Source organism: Pseudomonas sp. GXM4 (assembly GCF_008923895.1).
Taxonomy (GTDB): domain Bacteria; phylum Pseudomonadota; class Gammaproteobacteria; order Pseudomonadales; family Pseudomonadaceae; genus Aquipseudomonas; species Aquipseudomonas atacamensis.
Genome location: NZ_WBRZ01000151.1, coordinates 1 through 13,618, shown reverse-complemented (window position 1 = coordinate 13,618; position 13,618 = coordinate 1). Strand labels below are relative to the sequence as shown.

At 59.8% G+C, this 13,618-nt stretch carries 13 protein-coding genes and 1 pseudogene; 12 read left to right on the top strand and 2 right to left on the bottom strand.

The window, feature by feature from the left end; genetic code table 11:
• Positions 1–265 precede the first annotated feature (265 nt).
• Both fdxA and mutS read right to left on the bottom strand, forming a co-directional pair.
• Complete coding sequence (gene fdxA, locus F8N49_RS18080; protein ID WP_073476020.1) at positions 266–589, bottom strand: ferredoxin FdxA; 324 nt, start codon at positions 587–589, stop codon at positions 266–268.
• 163 nt (positions 590–752) lie between these two features.
• Positions 753–3,335 carry a DNA mismatch repair protein MutS gene (gene mutS, locus F8N49_RS18075; protein ID WP_122751953.1) on the bottom strand — a complete coding sequence of 861 codons (2,583 nt, stop codon included), beginning with the start codon at positions 3,333–3,335 and terminating at the stop codon, positions 753–755.
• Between the two features lie 202 nt (positions 3,336–3,537).
• Here mutS and F8N49_RS18070 point away from each other — a divergent pair, with 202 nt between their 5' ends.
• The 12 genes and pseudogenes from F8N49_RS18070 to F8N49_RS18015 all read left to right on the top strand — a co-directional run bounded on the left by F8N49_RS18070 (position 3,538) and on the right by F8N49_RS18015 (position 13,585).
• On the top strand, positions 3,538–4,281 hold the full coding sequence (locus F8N49_RS18070) for an XRE family transcriptional regulator (RefSeq protein WP_110600122.1): 744 nt from the start codon (positions 3,538–3,540) through the stop codon (positions 4,279–4,281).
• Positions 4,282–4,807: 526 nt separating this feature from the next.
• Positions 4,808–5,152, top strand: coding sequence for a phage holin family protein (locus F8N49_RS18065; RefSeq protein WP_071174554.1), 345 nt, complete (start codon positions 4,808–4,810; stop codon positions 5,150–5,152).
• A 38-nt stretch (positions 5,153–5,190) separates the two neighbouring features.
• Positions 5,191–5,361 carry a Com family DNA-binding transcriptional regulator gene (locus F8N49_RS18060; RefSeq protein ID WP_083387099.1) on the top strand — a complete coding sequence of 57 codons (171 nt, stop codon included), beginning with the start codon at positions 5,191–5,193 and terminating at the stop codon, positions 5,359–5,361.
• 25 nt (positions 5,362–5,386) lie between these two features.
• Positions 5,387–6,232: a putidacin L1 family lectin-like bacteriocin gene (locus F8N49_RS18055; protein WP_071174555.1), complete on the top strand. Its 846-nt coding sequence runs from the start codon at positions 5,387–5,389 to the stop codon at positions 6,230–6,232.
• Between the two features lie 203 nt (positions 6,233–6,435).
• Entirely contained in the window at positions 6,436–7,020 is a 585-nt protein-coding gene (locus F8N49_RS18050; protein WP_071174556.1) for a hypothetical protein, read from the top strand.
• Entirely contained in the window at positions 7,017–7,199 is a 183-nt protein-coding gene (locus F8N49_RS18045) for a DUF2635 domain-containing protein (protein ID WP_016771429.1), read from the top strand. Before F8N49_RS18050 ends, F8N49_RS18045 begins: the two co-directional genes overlap by 4 nt.
• The gene (locus F8N49_RS18040) at positions 7,199–8,695 is read left to right on the top strand and encodes a phage tail sheath subtilisin-like domain-containing protein (protein ID WP_151552020.1); all 1,497 of its coding nucleotides are present in this window, start codon (positions 7,199–7,201) and stop codon (positions 8,693–8,695) included. The genes F8N49_RS18045 and F8N49_RS18040 overlap by 1 nt, the downstream gene beginning before the upstream one ends.
• Positions 8,696–8,761: 66 nt before the next feature.
• Positions 8,762–9,109 (top strand): phage tail tube protein, encoded by a 348-nt coding sequence (locus F8N49_RS18035; RefSeq protein ID WP_007908779.1) that lies wholly within the window; start codon positions 8,762–8,764, stop codon positions 9,107–9,109.
• Positions 9,106–9,402, top strand: coding sequence for a phage tail assembly protein (locus tag F8N49_RS18030; protein WP_024011858.1), 297 nt, complete (start codon positions 9,106–9,108; stop codon positions 9,400–9,402). Before F8N49_RS18035 ends, F8N49_RS18030 begins: the two co-directional genes overlap by 4 nt.
• 130 nt (positions 9,403–9,532) lie before the next feature.
• Positions 9,533–11,309, top strand: a pseudogene (locus F8N49_RS18025) (phage tail protein).
• A complete protein-coding gene (locus tag F8N49_RS18020) occupies positions 11,296–12,531 on the top strand; it encodes a DNA circularization protein (protein WP_151552018.1) in 1,236 nt (411 codons plus the stop codon). The pseudogene F8N49_RS18025 and the gene F8N49_RS18020 overlap by 14 nt, the downstream one beginning before the upstream one ends.
• Before the next feature lie 4 nt (positions 12,532–12,535).
• Positions 12,536–13,585 (top strand): phage baseplate assembly protein, encoded by a 1,050-nt coding sequence (locus F8N49_RS18015; protein ID WP_071174561.1) that lies wholly within the window; start codon positions 12,536–12,538, stop codon positions 13,583–13,585.
• The last annotated feature ends 33 nt before the right edge of the window (positions 13,586–13,618 follow it).

Here is a 13,618-nt window from a genome sequence, read left to right as displayed (position 1 = left end):
TGTCAGCGTATACCTGCGGATGAGCCTGATTGCTCCGCTGCGGAAACTCTCTAATATCAGGGCTGTGTCGACGGACAGACACGCCCTTCACGGAAGAGGGGAACGGACATCGCAGGAGGCGATTCATCAGGACGATGAAAAGGAACACAGGGAATAGGGAAAAAATGTGGGCGGGTCATACCGCCCCTTTTTTCGTCTGCAGAAAAGTAAAACCTGCAAAAGCAAAAAGGCCCACAAGGGGCCTTTCAGTCGAGCGCGGGGTAGATCAGCGTTCGAGGTGTTTGATCTTGCCTTCGACACCATCCCACTCTTCGGCATCCGGCAGCGATTCTTTTTTCTCGGTGATGTTCGGCCAGATATCCGCCAGCTCGGCATTGAGCTCGATGAAGTTCTCCATGCCAGCCGGGATTTCATCTTCCGAGAAGATCGCCACAGCCGGGCATTCTGGTTCACACAGCGCGCAGTCGATGCACTCATCCGGGTGAATCACCAGGAAGTTCGGGCCTTCGTAAAAGCAGTCCACCGGACAGACTTCTACGCAGTCGGTGTACTTGCACTTGATGCAGTTGTCGGTGACGACGAAGGTCATTTCTAATTTTCTCCTCAGGCGGCGGCAGCGTTGCCCCTTCACGGTTGGGGTCGCCAGGTTCGGGAGCGATACCTGCTGACCAGGCTATGAGCCAGCAGCATCCCGAACCGCGCGAGATTCTAACAGCTTGAAGCGATTTGCGTTATATCCGCTTCTTCAGTGCTTATATCCGGTTCTTCAGTGCATAGAGCATTTCCAGCGCACGCCGTGGCGTCATGTCGTCCAGATCCACTTTCGCCAATTCGTCGAGTACCGGATGTGGCAGCGAGGCGAACATGTCGCTTTGCTGCGGTGTCGACGGCTTGCCCTTGGCTGCCGATTTCGGCGCTTCGTGGGGCAGGGCAGTGTCTTCCAGACGGCTCAGATGCTCGCGCGCGCGCAAGATCACTTCGCTCGGCACACCCGCCAGTTGCGCGACCGCCAAGCCGTAGCTCTGGCTGGCCGGCCCAGGCAGAACATGGTGCAGGAACACGATGCGTTCGTTGTGCTCGGTCGCGTTGAGGTGGACGTTGGCCACCAACGGCTCGGCTTCCGGCAACACGGTCAGTTCGAAGTAGTGGGTGGCGAACAGCGTATAGGCACGCAGATGGGCCAAGCGCTCGGCCGCCGCCCATGCCAGCGACAGACCGTCAAAGGTGCTGGTACCGCGCCCGACTTCGTCCATCAGCACCAGACTGCGCTCGGTCGCGTTATGCAGGATGTTGGCGGTTTCGCTCATCTCGACCATGAAGGTCGAGCGACCGCCGGCCAGATCATCGCTTGAGCCGATACGGGTGAAGATGCGGTCGACCAGCGACAACTCGCAACTGGCGGCCGGCACGAAACTGCCAATATGCGCCAGTAACACGATCAAAGCGGTTTGCCGCATGTAAGTGGATTTACCGCCCATGTTCGGGCCGGTGATGACCAGCATGCGCGTATTGTCATCCAGGCTCAGGTCGTTGGCCACGAACGGCGTGGTCAGCACCTGCTCAACCACCGGGTGACGACCCTGGATGATGCGCATGCACGGCTCGCTGACGAAACGCGGGCAGTTCAGGTCAAGATTCAGCGCACGCTCGGCGAGGTTGCTCAGCACATCCAGCTCGGCCAAGGCGCCGGCGGTGTCCTGCAACGGCGGCAACTGGCTGATCAAGTCTTCGAGCAGCGCTTCGTAAAGCATTTTTTCCCGAGCCAGCGCGCGACTCTTGGCCGACAGCGCCTTGTCTTCGAATTCTTTCAGCTCGGGCGTGATGAAACGCTCGGCGCCTTTGAGCGTCTGCCGGCGGATGTAGTCAGCGGGCGCCGATTCAGCCTGCTTGCTCGGCAGCTCGATGAAGTAGCCGTGGATACGGTTGTAGCCGACTTTCAGATTGGCCAGACCAGTACGGGCCTTCTCCCGGGCTTCGAGATCGATGAGGAACTGGCCGGCGTTTTCGCTCAGCGATTGCAGTTCGTCGAGTTCACTGTCGTAACCGGTTTTCAGCACGCCGCCGTCACGGATCACCGCAGGCGGGTTATCGATGATGGCTTTGGCCAGCAGCGCCGCCAGTTCTGGATAGGTGCTGGTGGTGGCCGCCAGATGCTGCAGGTGCGGCGCTTCCAGCTCGGTCATCGCCACTTGCAGTTCGGGCAGCGCGCCGAGTGCATCGCGCAGACGCGCGAGGTCACGTGGTCGCGCGTTGCGTAGACCGATTCGCGCCAGGATCCGCTCGATGTCGCCGATTTCCTTGAGCTGCGGTTGCAGCTTTTCAAAACGGTAGCCGTCGAGCAGGCAGCGGATCGACGTCTGGCGGGCGAGCAGCACTGTGAGATCGCGCAACGGTCGATTCAACCACCGAGTGAGCAAGCGACTGCCCATGGCGGTCTGGCAGCGATCGACCACCGATTGCAGTGTGTTGTCGCGGCCGCCGGCCAGGTTAGTGTCCAGCTCCAGGTTGCGCCGGCTGGCGCCGTCGAGCACCACGGTGTCGTCGAGACGTTCGTGACGCAGGCTGCGCAAGTGGGGCAGGGCGGTGCGCTGGGTCTCTTTGGCGTAGGCAAGCAGGCAGCCGGCAGCGCCGATGGCCAGGGTCAGGTTTTCGCAGCCGAAGCCTTTCAGGTCTTGGGTGGAAAACTGCTGGCAGAGACTTTTCAGCGCCGAATCACGCTCGAAATCCCACGGCGCACGACGACGTACGCCACGGCGCTTTTCCGCCGGCAGGTCTTTTGGCCAGTCATCAGGAATCAGCAATTCCACCGGGTTGACCCGCTCCAGTTCCGCCAGCAGGTTTTCCCAGCCTTTGATCTCGAGCACGGTGAAGTTGCCGCTGGTGATGTCCAGCACCGCCAGGCCGAATAGACGCTCGTCGCCCAGTACCGCTGCGATCAGGTTATCGCGGCGTTCGTCCAGCAGCGCCTCGTCACTGACTGTCCCCGGCGTGATGATCCGTACGACCTGGCGCTCCACCGGGCCTTTGCTGGTGGCCGGGTCACCGACCTGCTCACATATCACCACCGACTCGCCGAGCTTGACCAGTTTCGCCAGGTACCCTTCCGCCGCGTGGTAAGGAATCCCACACATCGGAATCGCCTGACCCGCCGACTGCCCGCGCGCGGTCAGGGTGATGTCCAGCAACTTGGCGGCTTTCTTCGCATCTTCGTAGAAGATTTCGTAGAAATCGCCCATGCGATAGAACATCAGCTGGTCCGGGTGCTGATTCTTCAGGCGCCAGTATTGCTGCATCATCGGAGTGTGGGAGGACAGGTCGGAGACGGCTTTATTCATCGGATTGTCGGGCAACTCGTTAAAAGATGTAGGGCAAAGCGCGGGCATTGGCCGGGCTTTTCCGCGATGGGCGCAAGGTTACCATGGGCAGTCAGCCCGACGCAGGCACTGCTGTCGGGTGAGCCTTTGCTTGTGGAGAAAAGTTGATCTATGCACGATTTATGCAAGTCAGCATTTGTCATCGGGAAAAACTTCAAGCACTATGCGCGTTATGCAAAAACGCAACGTTTCCTCCGTCTTAAGAGCACTGCTCGACCAGCACGGGATCTCCCCCACGGAGCTCCACCGTCGCACCGGCGTGCCTCAATCAACGCTCTCGCGGATTCTCAGCGGGAAGATTGTCGATCCTTCGGATAAACACATTTCGAAGATCGCCGAGTATTTCAACGTCAGCACAGATCAGTTGCGCGGGCGCGCGGACGTCGCGCCAACGACCGGCGGCACTCGCGCTGACGTGCATGCGGAACTCAAGGACATAAGCCTGTGGGACGACGACACGCCCGTCGATGACGACGAGGTGTCGGTGCCCTTTCTACGTGAGGTTGAATTGGCTGCTGGATCAGGAAGATTCGTCATCGAAGAGAGCGAGCGCTCTAGCCTGCGCTTCGGCAAGCGCAGCCTGCGCCACAACGGTGTGCAGTTCGATCAGGCCAAGTGTGTGACCGTACGCGGCAACAGCATGTTACCGGTTCTGCGTGATGGCGCCACCGTCGGCGTCAACGCCGGCAAGTGCGGCATCGGCGACATCATCGATGGCGATCTGTATGCGATCAATCACAACGGCCAGCTGCGCGTGAAACAACTCTATCGCCTGCCCACCGGCATCCGTCTGCGCAGCTTCAATCGCGACGAGCATCCGGACGAGGACTATAGCTTCCAGGAAATCCAGGAAGAGCAGATCGTCATCCTCGGTCACGTCTTCTGGTGGGGCATGTACGCCCGCTAACTCTCGTTCATCCAACTGAAACCTGCCCCCCGGCAGGTTTTTTTTCGCCTGCAGAAATCTCCCCACCCCTTGGCCCGCATGGGTTTCATGCATACGCGCAAATTTAATGCATAAATAAATGCATTTGCGCATTGACTGTATATGCATCCATGCATATTCTTGCCACCAAGCCGCTCGACAAAGCGGCTGGCAAGACAAGCTCTTTAGTTCCACAAGAACAGGCAGCGATGAACCGGCCTCAACGGTTCAGAGGGTTGGCAACTGACCCGGGTGTGCAGCGTAAAGCACCAGAAGCAGTTATCCGGCGGGCAGGGACCGCGGTCGGAAAAACAATCTGAATGGACTCGTACCGCGCCAGTAGCGCCGAAAAGTCAGCTTCCTTCTCGAACACAGGATTGGAAGGAAGGCGAAGGAGCGCATTACTGAAAAGCCCGGTGTACAAGCGCCGGGCTTTTTGGAATGCCTGCCTCAAGAGAAACCGTTTGAACCCAACCCATCACTCATCAATCACCCACGGAGGCGTGACATGACAAACGAGCAACAAGCGTTGGCGGACATGCCGATCTGGCTGGTCATCCTCCTCGCTGTCGTCGGCGGGGTGTCCGGCGAAATGTGGCGCGCCGACAAGGAAGGCGCCCGCGGCTGGTCACTGGTACGGCGGCTGGCCCTGCGCTCCGGTGCCTGCATGATCTGCGGCGTGTCGGCGATCATGCTGCTGTATGCCGCCGGCATGTCGATCTGGGCCGCTGGCGCTTTTGGCTGCCTGACCGCGATGGCCGGCGCTGATGTCGCCATCGGCCTCTATGAACGCTGGGCCGCCAAGCGCATTGGCGTCTGCGAAGTGCCGTCAGGCAATACCAACAAGGAGTAATACGCAAGTTACGACACATCTGAAAGGGAGGTCATTTCATGTTGAGCGAATTTCGCTGCGGCCAGTGCAACCGTTTGCTCGCCCGAGTAAACACAGTATTCCAAGTGCAAATCAAATGTCCTCGATGCAGGACATTGAACTATGCCAAGGCTGAACGTCCTGGCACCCCGCCTGTGAGCGAACTGACAGCTTCAGACTGCAAACAATAACTTATCAAGCAATAGGTGAAGTTCTATGGCATCGCTACCTCGTTATCCGTTTACCGAAAATGGCAGTTCGGTCTTGCTGCCGCTGCATGAGATGTCCGCCGGCCAATATCTTCAATCGCCAGACAAGCGCTTCAAATTAGATGTCCAGGCCGATGGCAATCTGGTGATCTACGATGGTGTCACTCCTGTCTGGGTAGCTACGGCCGGTCAGCCGTATACCTCTGGGGGTAAGCAGATTGATAAATCAAAGATTTATTTTTATTTGATGTATTACGCATTTCTCAACGATCCGACTCACGGACGGATGTGGGGCACTGCCAACAGTACGCCACTGAACAATGACATTTGGGGCGCTTATGTTCGCACCTATCTGCAGTTGCAGAATGACGGCAACCTGGTCGTAGTTGACTCCGTTCCCGTGTGGGCGAGTAATTCTGCCATCCCGATCAGCCCGGTGGTGGAATCTGTCTATATTCCCGCCGGTACCACGCTCGAAGTTGACCGACGGTATGTCGTGGGGGGAACGACTCTAGTCTTCCAGTCCGACGGCAACCTGGTGGTTTCGAATGGCCCGCTTGGTGTCCTGTGGGCGAGCTGGACTCAGAACAAAGGTGCCACCCGTGCAGTTATGCAGGAGGACGGCAACTTCGTTATTTATGACGCGAACAATACGCCACTGTGGTTTACCGGCACTGCTGGCAAACCGGGTGCCATGGCCAAGGTACAGGCTAACGGCAGTTTTTCGATTGTCAGCGAGAAACCGGTGTGGGCCCGATTCGGTTTTACCCCCACCATTCTGCCGAAGCGGGTTTACCAGTGGGATAACGGGCCATGGACGCCGTTTATCGAGCGTCCAATCTGGTCGTTTTAAGTATTTCTGATGTCAGCCCCGAGTAACTTCGGGGCTGTTTTTTTTGATATTGAGTTGCCCACTGCCAAGCGGTATTTATTTTTTGAAAACAGCCATCGCTGCCTGACCAACTCGACGCGCCGCGCTCCAAGCGCCTGAACCCCGCACAAAACCCAAAGTGGGAGCGGTGTTTTCATCAATTCCCTCCACCTCTGGACCCCCCCATGAAGATCACCCCGATCCTCACGCAACTGCGTGGGCAATGCCCTGGGCTTGCCAATCATATTTCGGTGGGTGTCGATCTGGCGTTGCTGCAAGGCAACCCCGATCTACCGACACCCTCGGCGCACGTTCTGCTGCTGGCCGATCTGGCCAGTCCTGGCAGCGCACAGAACTTCGCCACCCAACCGATCTGCGAGCGCTTCGAAATCGTACTGATGCTTGACGCTACCGACGCTACAAAAGCGCTGGATCGGTTGCACGACCTGCGCGCCGAACTGTGGCGCGCGCTGGTGGGGTTCAAGCCCGATGCCAACTACAGCGCCATCTTCTACGACGGCGGCGAGCTGGTCTCGATCAACAGCAGCCGCCTGTTCTATCGGCTGCGTTTTTATGCCGAGTTCCAGCTCGGCCGCAATCTGCCAAGTCAGCCTGCGGAGAGTTGGCACGAGCGCGAACTGGACGCTTTGTCGTCCTTTACCGGGATGACGGTGCGGGTCGATGCGATCGATCCGGCCGACCCCAACCTGCAACGCCCGGGCCCGGATGGCCGGGTGGAAATGACTTTCTCTGGAGACGTAACCCCATGAGCAATCGCATCACCGTAGTGCCGGCCGCTGGCCGTGTCGTACCTGACCCGGAGGCGGGCGACCTGTTGCCGGCTGCCGGCCGTGACGTGCTGGACAGCGCCTGGTGGCGCCGGCGTCTGGCCGACGGCGATATCACACTCAAAACCGCAAAAGCGGCTAAACCACAGGGAGCCAAATAATGGCGATCGGATTCAGCAACATCCCGGCGGACATTCGTGTGCCGCTGTTCTATGCCGAAATGGACAACTCGGCCGCCAACAGCGCGACCTCGGCCATGCGCCGTTTGATCGTCGCGCAGGTCAACGACAATATTGCCCCGACTGAAGTCGGCAAGCTGGTGCTGGTTTCCAGCGTGGCGCTGGCGAAAAGCATCGGCGGCCAAGGCTCGATGCTCGCCTCGATGTACGAGACCTTCCGCAAGGCAGACCCGATCGGCGAGATCTGGTGCCTGCCGCTGCACAACACCGAAGGCGCCATCGCCAAAGGCGTGTTGACCCTGACCGGCACCGCAACTCAGGCGGGCATGCTCAATCTATACGTCGGCGGCGTGCACGTGCAGGCCACCGTGGTCAATGGCGCCACCGCCGCGCAAGCGGCCACCGCACTGGCGCAGAAAATCAACGCCACTGCCGACCTGCCGGTCAGCGCAGCCGCTGCGGAAGGTGTGGTCACCCTGAACGCCAAATGGACCGGCGACAGCGGCAACGACATCAGCCTGCAATTCAATCGCCTGGGCAAGAGCAACGGCGAAGAAACTCCGGCTGGCCTGACCAGTGCAATCACCGCCATGACCGGCGGCGCCGGTGTGCCGGATCAGATCGCCGCCGTCGCGGCTCTAGGCGATGAGCCGTTCGAATTCATCGCGCTGCCGTGGTCCGATCTGGCCACCCTCAACACTTGGCAAGCAGTAATGGATGACAGCACCGGGCGCTGGTCGTGGGCCAAGCAACTGTTTGGTCACGTCTACAGCGCCAAACGCGGCACGGTCGGTACGCTGGTCGCCGCAGGCCAGGCGCGCAACGATCAGCACATGACCATCCAGGCGCTGGAACCGGGCGTGCCGCAACCGTTCTGGGTGCAGGCCGCCGCGCTGGCTGCGCGCACGGCGGTGTTCATCTCCGCCGACGCCAGCCGTCCGACGCAAAGCGGCAGCCTGCCGGGCGTTGACCCGGCGCCGGCCAGCGAGCGCTTCACCCTGACCGAGCGTCAGTCGCTGCTCAACTACGGCATCGCCACTGCTTACTACGAAGGCGGTTACGTGCGCATCCAGCGCTCGATCACCACCTACCAGAAGAACGCCTACGGCCAGGCCGACAACTCCTATCTGGACAGCGAAACCATGCACCAGTCGGCGTTCATCGTGCGTCGTCTGCAAAGCGTGATCACCAGCAAATACGGCCGCCACAAACTGGCCTCCGACGGCACCCGTTTCGGCGCCGGCCAGCCTATCGTCACGCCAGCGACTATTCGCGGCGAGCTGATTGCGCAGTACGCCAAGCTAGAGCTGGAAGGCCATGTGGAGAACGCCGAACTGTTCGCCGAACACCTGATCGTCGAGCGCGACGTGCAGGACCCGAGCCGCGTGAACGTGCTGTTCCCGCCGGATTACATCAACGGTCTGCGCGTTTTCGCACTGCTCAACCAGTTCCGTCTGCAGTACGACGACGCGGCCTGATCGGCGCCGTCGGCGCTAAGCATTCAGCCCACCTCGCGTGGGCTTTTATTTGAAGGGAGAAACACCATGGGTCAACTGATTGCAGGCACCTGCTACGTCAAGGTCGACGGCGCACAACTGACCATCAATGGCGGCTGCGAAGCCCCGCTGATGGCCGTCAAACGTGAAACCGTCGTGCCCGGTTTCTACAAGGAAACCGACATCGCACCGTCGTTCAAAGTGACCGCGCTGCACACCGCCGACTTCCCGCTGAAGAAGCTGATCGAAGGCACTGATATCACCGTCACCTGCGAGTTCAGCAACGGCAAAGTCTACGTGCTGGCCGGCGCCTATCTGGTCGAGGAGCCAGTCTCCAAGGGCGACGACGCCACCATCGAACTGAAATTCGAAGGCATCAAGGGGACTTGGCAATGAGCGCCGCCGTGAAGCTTCAAGTAGCAATCGAAGCCCACGGCGAGCCTCTGACCGAACTCGTTCTGCGCCGTCCGACGGTGCAGGAAGTGCGAGCGATCAAGGCGCTGCCGTACAAGATCGACAAGAGCGAAGAAGTCAGCCTCGACATGGACGTGGCGGCCAAATACATCGCCGTGTGCGCCGGCATCCCGCCGTCGTCGGTGAACCAGCTCGATCTGGCTGACCTCAATGCGCTGAGCTGGGCCGTCGCGAGTTTTTTCATGAGTGCGGCGTCGGCGCCATCACCGACCTGATCGCCGTCGCCTATGACCTGGCCTGGTTCTGGAAGGTTGACCCCGAACAGATGATGGCCAGGCCACTGGATGTGCTCCGCGAATCGCTGGAGCACGCGCAACGGATCAATGCGATGCAGCAGGTGCAGTGATGGCAGACGAAGAGAAGAAAACCCCGAAACCGGTGCTGATCACCGGCATCGATGAACTCTCGCCCAAACTGGGCGCCCTGCGCATGAAGGTTGAGAGTTTTAAAAACAATCTCGAGCAGACCGGCCTCGGCAAACTGGACATCAGTGGTCTGTTCAACGGCGGCAGCGTGATCACGCCGTTTGTAGACGGCATCAAATCGGCCGCAGCGTTCCAGGGAAAATTGAGCGAAGTCAGCGACACGGCGAAAACCGTCGATCTGCCCGCCGCGCCGACTGCTGCCACGCAGAACATGAACGTGTTAAGTGCGTCGATGCAGAAGGTTTCGGCGGCGGTGGACGCTGCGCTGGTGCCGGCGGTGGGGGCCTTGGTGGTCGGACTGGAGCCGATGCTGACGCAGGTCGGCAGCCTGCTCGCCGACAACCCGAAACTGGTTGAAGGCCTGGCGGCGGGGGCAATTGCCTTCTCCGCCATGCAAACCGCGGTCACCGGTATGACGCAGGTGATGGACGTCATGAGCATCGTGCTCAAGACCAACCCGATCATGCTGATCGCCATGGGCATTGCCGTGGCGGCCGGTTTGATCGTGGCCAACTGGACACCAATCAGCGCGTTTTTCACAGGGATGTGGGAAGGCGTGAAAAACATCGGTGCGAGTGCAATGGCGACGTTGCGCTCGGTACTTGACTGGCGACCGCTCGCGGCACTGGCTGCGCTGTGGGAACCGGTCACGGGATTTTTCTCGGCTATCTGGGACAAGGTCACGGTCGTGACGGCGCCAGTGATCGACTTCTTCAAGTCGGTTTTCGCGTGGTCGCCTGCGGGGATGATCATTGAAAACTGGGGGGCGCTGACCGGTTTGTTCTCGGCGATCTGGGAATTGCTCGAGGCCTTGAGTGTGCCGGTGATGGCGTTTCTCAGAAACCTGTTCGATTTCTCGCCGATGCAGATGATTACCGATGCGTGGGGTGGTGTCGTGACGTTCTTCGAACCGATGTTCACCACGCTGCAATCGGCCGTACAAAGCACCCGGGATATCCTGCGCACGCTGTTCGATTTTTTCCCGATGGAAATGCTCACCAGCGCCTGGGGTGGAGTTGTCGGGTTCTTCGAACCGATCTGGATGGCGCTGCAAACGTCTGTGCAGCGAGTCAGAGGCTTTTTCACCAGCCTGTTCGAGTGGTCACCGCTGGAGCAGATTGCCCAGTATTGGCAGCCGATCGGTGAGGTCTTTTCGGCGCTCTGGGGCGTTGTGTTGGCGCTGTCCGCGCCGGTCGTGGATTTTCTGCACAGTCTGTTCGAATGGAAACCGCTGGATCAGATCATCGAGAGTTGGGGGCCGATCACTGAGTGGTTCGGCGAGTTGTGGCAAAAGCTGCAAACCGTCATTGCGCCGATCAAGGAGTTGTTCGAGGGTGGCTTCGCCGGACTGATCGCCAAGGTCACCGGCAAGGTTGAAACTCTCACTGAAGCACAACGCCAAACCAATGCCGAAGGCAAAGGCGAACTGGCGCCGGCGTTCTTCGCTGCCAGTCCGGCGCCTGCTGGCAACGGCACACTGCAAAGCGGTTCGTTGCCACAAACCTCCAGCGCGCTGATCCAGCAAAGCGCCGCCAACAACCGCACGCAGCTCGAAGGCGGGCTGACGGTGCGCTTCGAAAATGCGCCGGCCGGCCTGCGCACCGAACAACCGCAAACCAATCAACCTGGCCTGGCCGTGTCTTCACGCATCGGCTATCGCTCGCTGTCGATGGGAGGTTCCCAATGAACTGGCGTGACCGTTTATTGTCGGCATCCTTTCGCGGTGTCGGTTTCTGGATCGACCAGGCGAAAACCCCGGTCGGTCGCAAAGGGCAGTTGCATGAATACCCGCAACGCGACCTGCCGTTTTTCGAGGACCTCGGCCAGCAGGCCAAGACTCACGATCTGACCGCGTTCATCATCGGCCCTGATTGTCTGGAGCAGCGCGACAAGTTGCTCAAGGCGCTGGAGCAGGGCCGTGGTGAGCTGGTGCATCCGTGGCTCGGACGCCTGCAAGTCAAAGTCGGCGAATGCGACATGACCCACACCCGCCAGGACGGTGGGTTGGTGACGTTCGCATTGAAGTTCTATCCCGATCAGCCTTTGCCGTTTCCGACCGCCACGGTCAGCACGCAGAAAGTGCTGCTGGTCAAAGCCGACGGTCTGCTGGGTTCGGCGGTGGCGCGTTTCGAACAGGCGATGACTTTGATCAAGGCAGCGCGGATCGGCATCACCAACCTGCGCAACAGCCTCACCGGCGTCTATGACGTGATCAAGGAGCAACTGAAACCTTTGATCGAGCAGTACCGCCAGATCACTGAACTGGTCAAAGCCGTGAAGGAGCTGCCCAAGGAAGTAGCGGCGGAATTCAAGGGTTTGCTCGGTGATATCAAGGAGCTGAAAGCGTTCGCCAAGGAAGGCTACCGTGGCGTGATTGCTGACGTGTCGCAGCAACTCGAAGCGATTCGCAAGGCCGATGCGCCGAAGATCACCACGGGCAAGGACACCAATGCCGCCGCGCAGGCGATGGCCGATCTGGTGCAGGACACGCTGCTGGTCAAAGTGGCGCAGTGGGTGGCGTCGATGCCGGTGGCGACCACGCCGGTGAAGCTGGCGTCGACACCGTCGGTGGCTCAACAGTCAACGTCGCCGGTGAGTCGTCAGGAAGTTCCCGTCAGCGATGACATGCAAGCGCTGCGCACAGCGGTGACTGCAGCGATCGACCCGATGCTGGCGAAAGCCGGACCTGCGCACTTCCAGGCCATCAACGATGTAAAGGAAGCGCTCGTGGCTCATCTCAAAGCGGTGGCGTCCTCCGGCGTGCGTCAAGTCAGCAAATCGTTTCAGGAAAGCTTTCCGGCAGTGGTCGTGGCCTACAAACAGTTTGGCGACGCCACGCGGGTCGAAGAAGTGACTCAGCGTAACGCGATTACCCATCCCGGTTTCTCGCCCAACGATGTGAAAGTCTCGCGGGAGTGATGCCATGAACGAGATGGACAATCACGTCACGCTGACAGTCAACAACATGGAATACGGCGGCTGGAAAAGCGTCGAAATCACTGCTGATCTGGAGCGTCAGTTCCGCACTTTCAAACTCGACATCACCTGGCAATGGCCAGGGCAGGCCGTAGACCAAAGGATCAAACCCGGCGACCCCTGCGAGGTAAAAATCGGCAAGGACTTGGTGCTCACCGGTTACGTGTTCAAAGCACCGATCCGCTATGACGGGCGGCAGATCAGCCTGACCATCGAAGGCAGTTCCAAGACTCAGGATCTGGTCGATTGCGCCGCTCGCAACCTGCCCAGCCAATGGCAGCAACAACCCTTGCTGACTATCGTCCGCGATCTGGCGAGCGAATATGGGCTGTCAGTGGTCAACGAGATCAGCGAAACCACACGCCTGACCAAACACACCATCGTGCCGGGTGAAACGGCATTCCAGTCGATCGACCGATTGCTCTCGCTGCTGCGGGTGTTTTCCACCGACAACGAGCTGGGCCAGTTGGTGCTGGCCAAACCCGGCAGCGGCGGCCGCGCCAGCGATGCGCTGGAGCTGGGCAAGAACGTCCTGTCGGCCAGTGCGCCGATGGATTTTAGCCAGGTGTTCTCCGAGTACCGGGTGATCGGTCAGCAAAAAGGCTCGGATGCGAAAAGCGGCGCGGCGGTCAGCGAAGTCGAGTCGACCGCGGCCGATCTGAGTTTCAAACGGCGGCGCACCACGGTGATCAATGAAGGCACGCAACTGACCTTTGAGTTGGCGCAGCAGCGTGCCCAATGGGAAAGCGCGACCCGCATGGGCCGCGCACAGACCACCACCTATCAGGTGCAGGGCTGGCGGCAGAGCAATGGCGATTTGTGGCGCCATAACACGCTGGTCAAGGTCAAGGATCCGGTGCTCGATTTCGATGGCGACATGCTGATCTCCAAGGTCACTTATTCGCTGTCGGCGCAGGGTTCGGTGACCACGTTGCAAGTTGCCCCGCCGCATACCTTTGATCCTGATCCGACTCCCCCGAAGCAAACCCAGGCCTGACGCAGGATCCTGCTGGCGACAATGGCCCCTGTG

What these genes read in the sequence shown, in the direction of transcription:
- F8N49_RS18015 (WP_071174561.1), top strand. Translation starts at nt 12,536, where the DNA reads ATGAACGAGATGGACAATCACGTCACGCTGACAGTCAACAACATGGAA.
- F8N49_RS18055 (WP_071174555.1), top strand. Translation starts at nt 5,387, where the DNA reads ATGGCATCGCTACCTCGTTATCCGTTTACCGAAAATGGCAGTTCGGTC.
- F8N49_RS18060 (WP_083387099.1), top strand. Translation starts at nt 5,191, where the DNA reads ATGTTGAGCGAATTTCGCTGCGGCCAGTGCAACCGTTTGCTCGCCCGA.
- mutS (WP_122751953.1), bottom strand. Translation starts at nt 3,335, where the DNA reads ATGAATAAAGCCGTCTCCGACCTGTCCTCCCACACTCCGATGATGCAG.
- F8N49_RS18020 (WP_151552018.1), top strand. Translation starts at nt 11,296, where the DNA reads ATGAACTGGCGTGACCGTTTATTGTCGGCATCCTTTCGCGGTGTCGGT.
- F8N49_RS18070 (WP_110600122.1), top strand. Translation starts at nt 3,538, where the DNA reads ATGCGCGTTATGCAAAAACGCAACGTTTCCTCCGTCTTAAGAGCACTG.
- F8N49_RS18035 (WP_007908779.1), top strand. Translation starts at nt 8,762, where the DNA reads ATGGGTCAACTGATTGCAGGCACCTGCTACGTCAAGGTCGACGGCGCA.
- F8N49_RS18065 (WP_071174554.1), top strand. Translation starts at nt 4,808, where the DNA reads ATGACAAACGAGCAACAAGCGTTGGCGGACATGCCGATCTGGCTGGTC.
- fdxA (WP_073476020.1), bottom strand. Translation starts at nt 589, where the DNA reads ATGACCTTCGTCGTCACCGACAACTGCATCAAGTGCAAGTACACCGAC.
- F8N49_RS18045 (WP_016771429.1), top strand. Translation starts at nt 7,017, where the DNA reads ATGAGCAATCGCATCACCGTAGTGCCGGCCGCTGGCCGTGTCGTACCT.
- F8N49_RS18050 (WP_071174556.1), top strand. Translation starts at nt 6,436, where the DNA reads ATGAAGATCACCCCGATCCTCACGCAACTGCGTGGGCAATGCCCTGGG.
- F8N49_RS18040 (WP_151552020.1), top strand. Translation starts at nt 7,199, where the DNA reads ATGGCGATCGGATTCAGCAACATCCCGGCGGACATTCGTGTGCCGCTG.
- F8N49_RS18030 (WP_024011858.1), top strand. Translation starts at nt 9,106, where the DNA reads ATGAGCGCCGCCGTGAAGCTTCAAGTAGCAATCGAAGCCCACGGCGAG.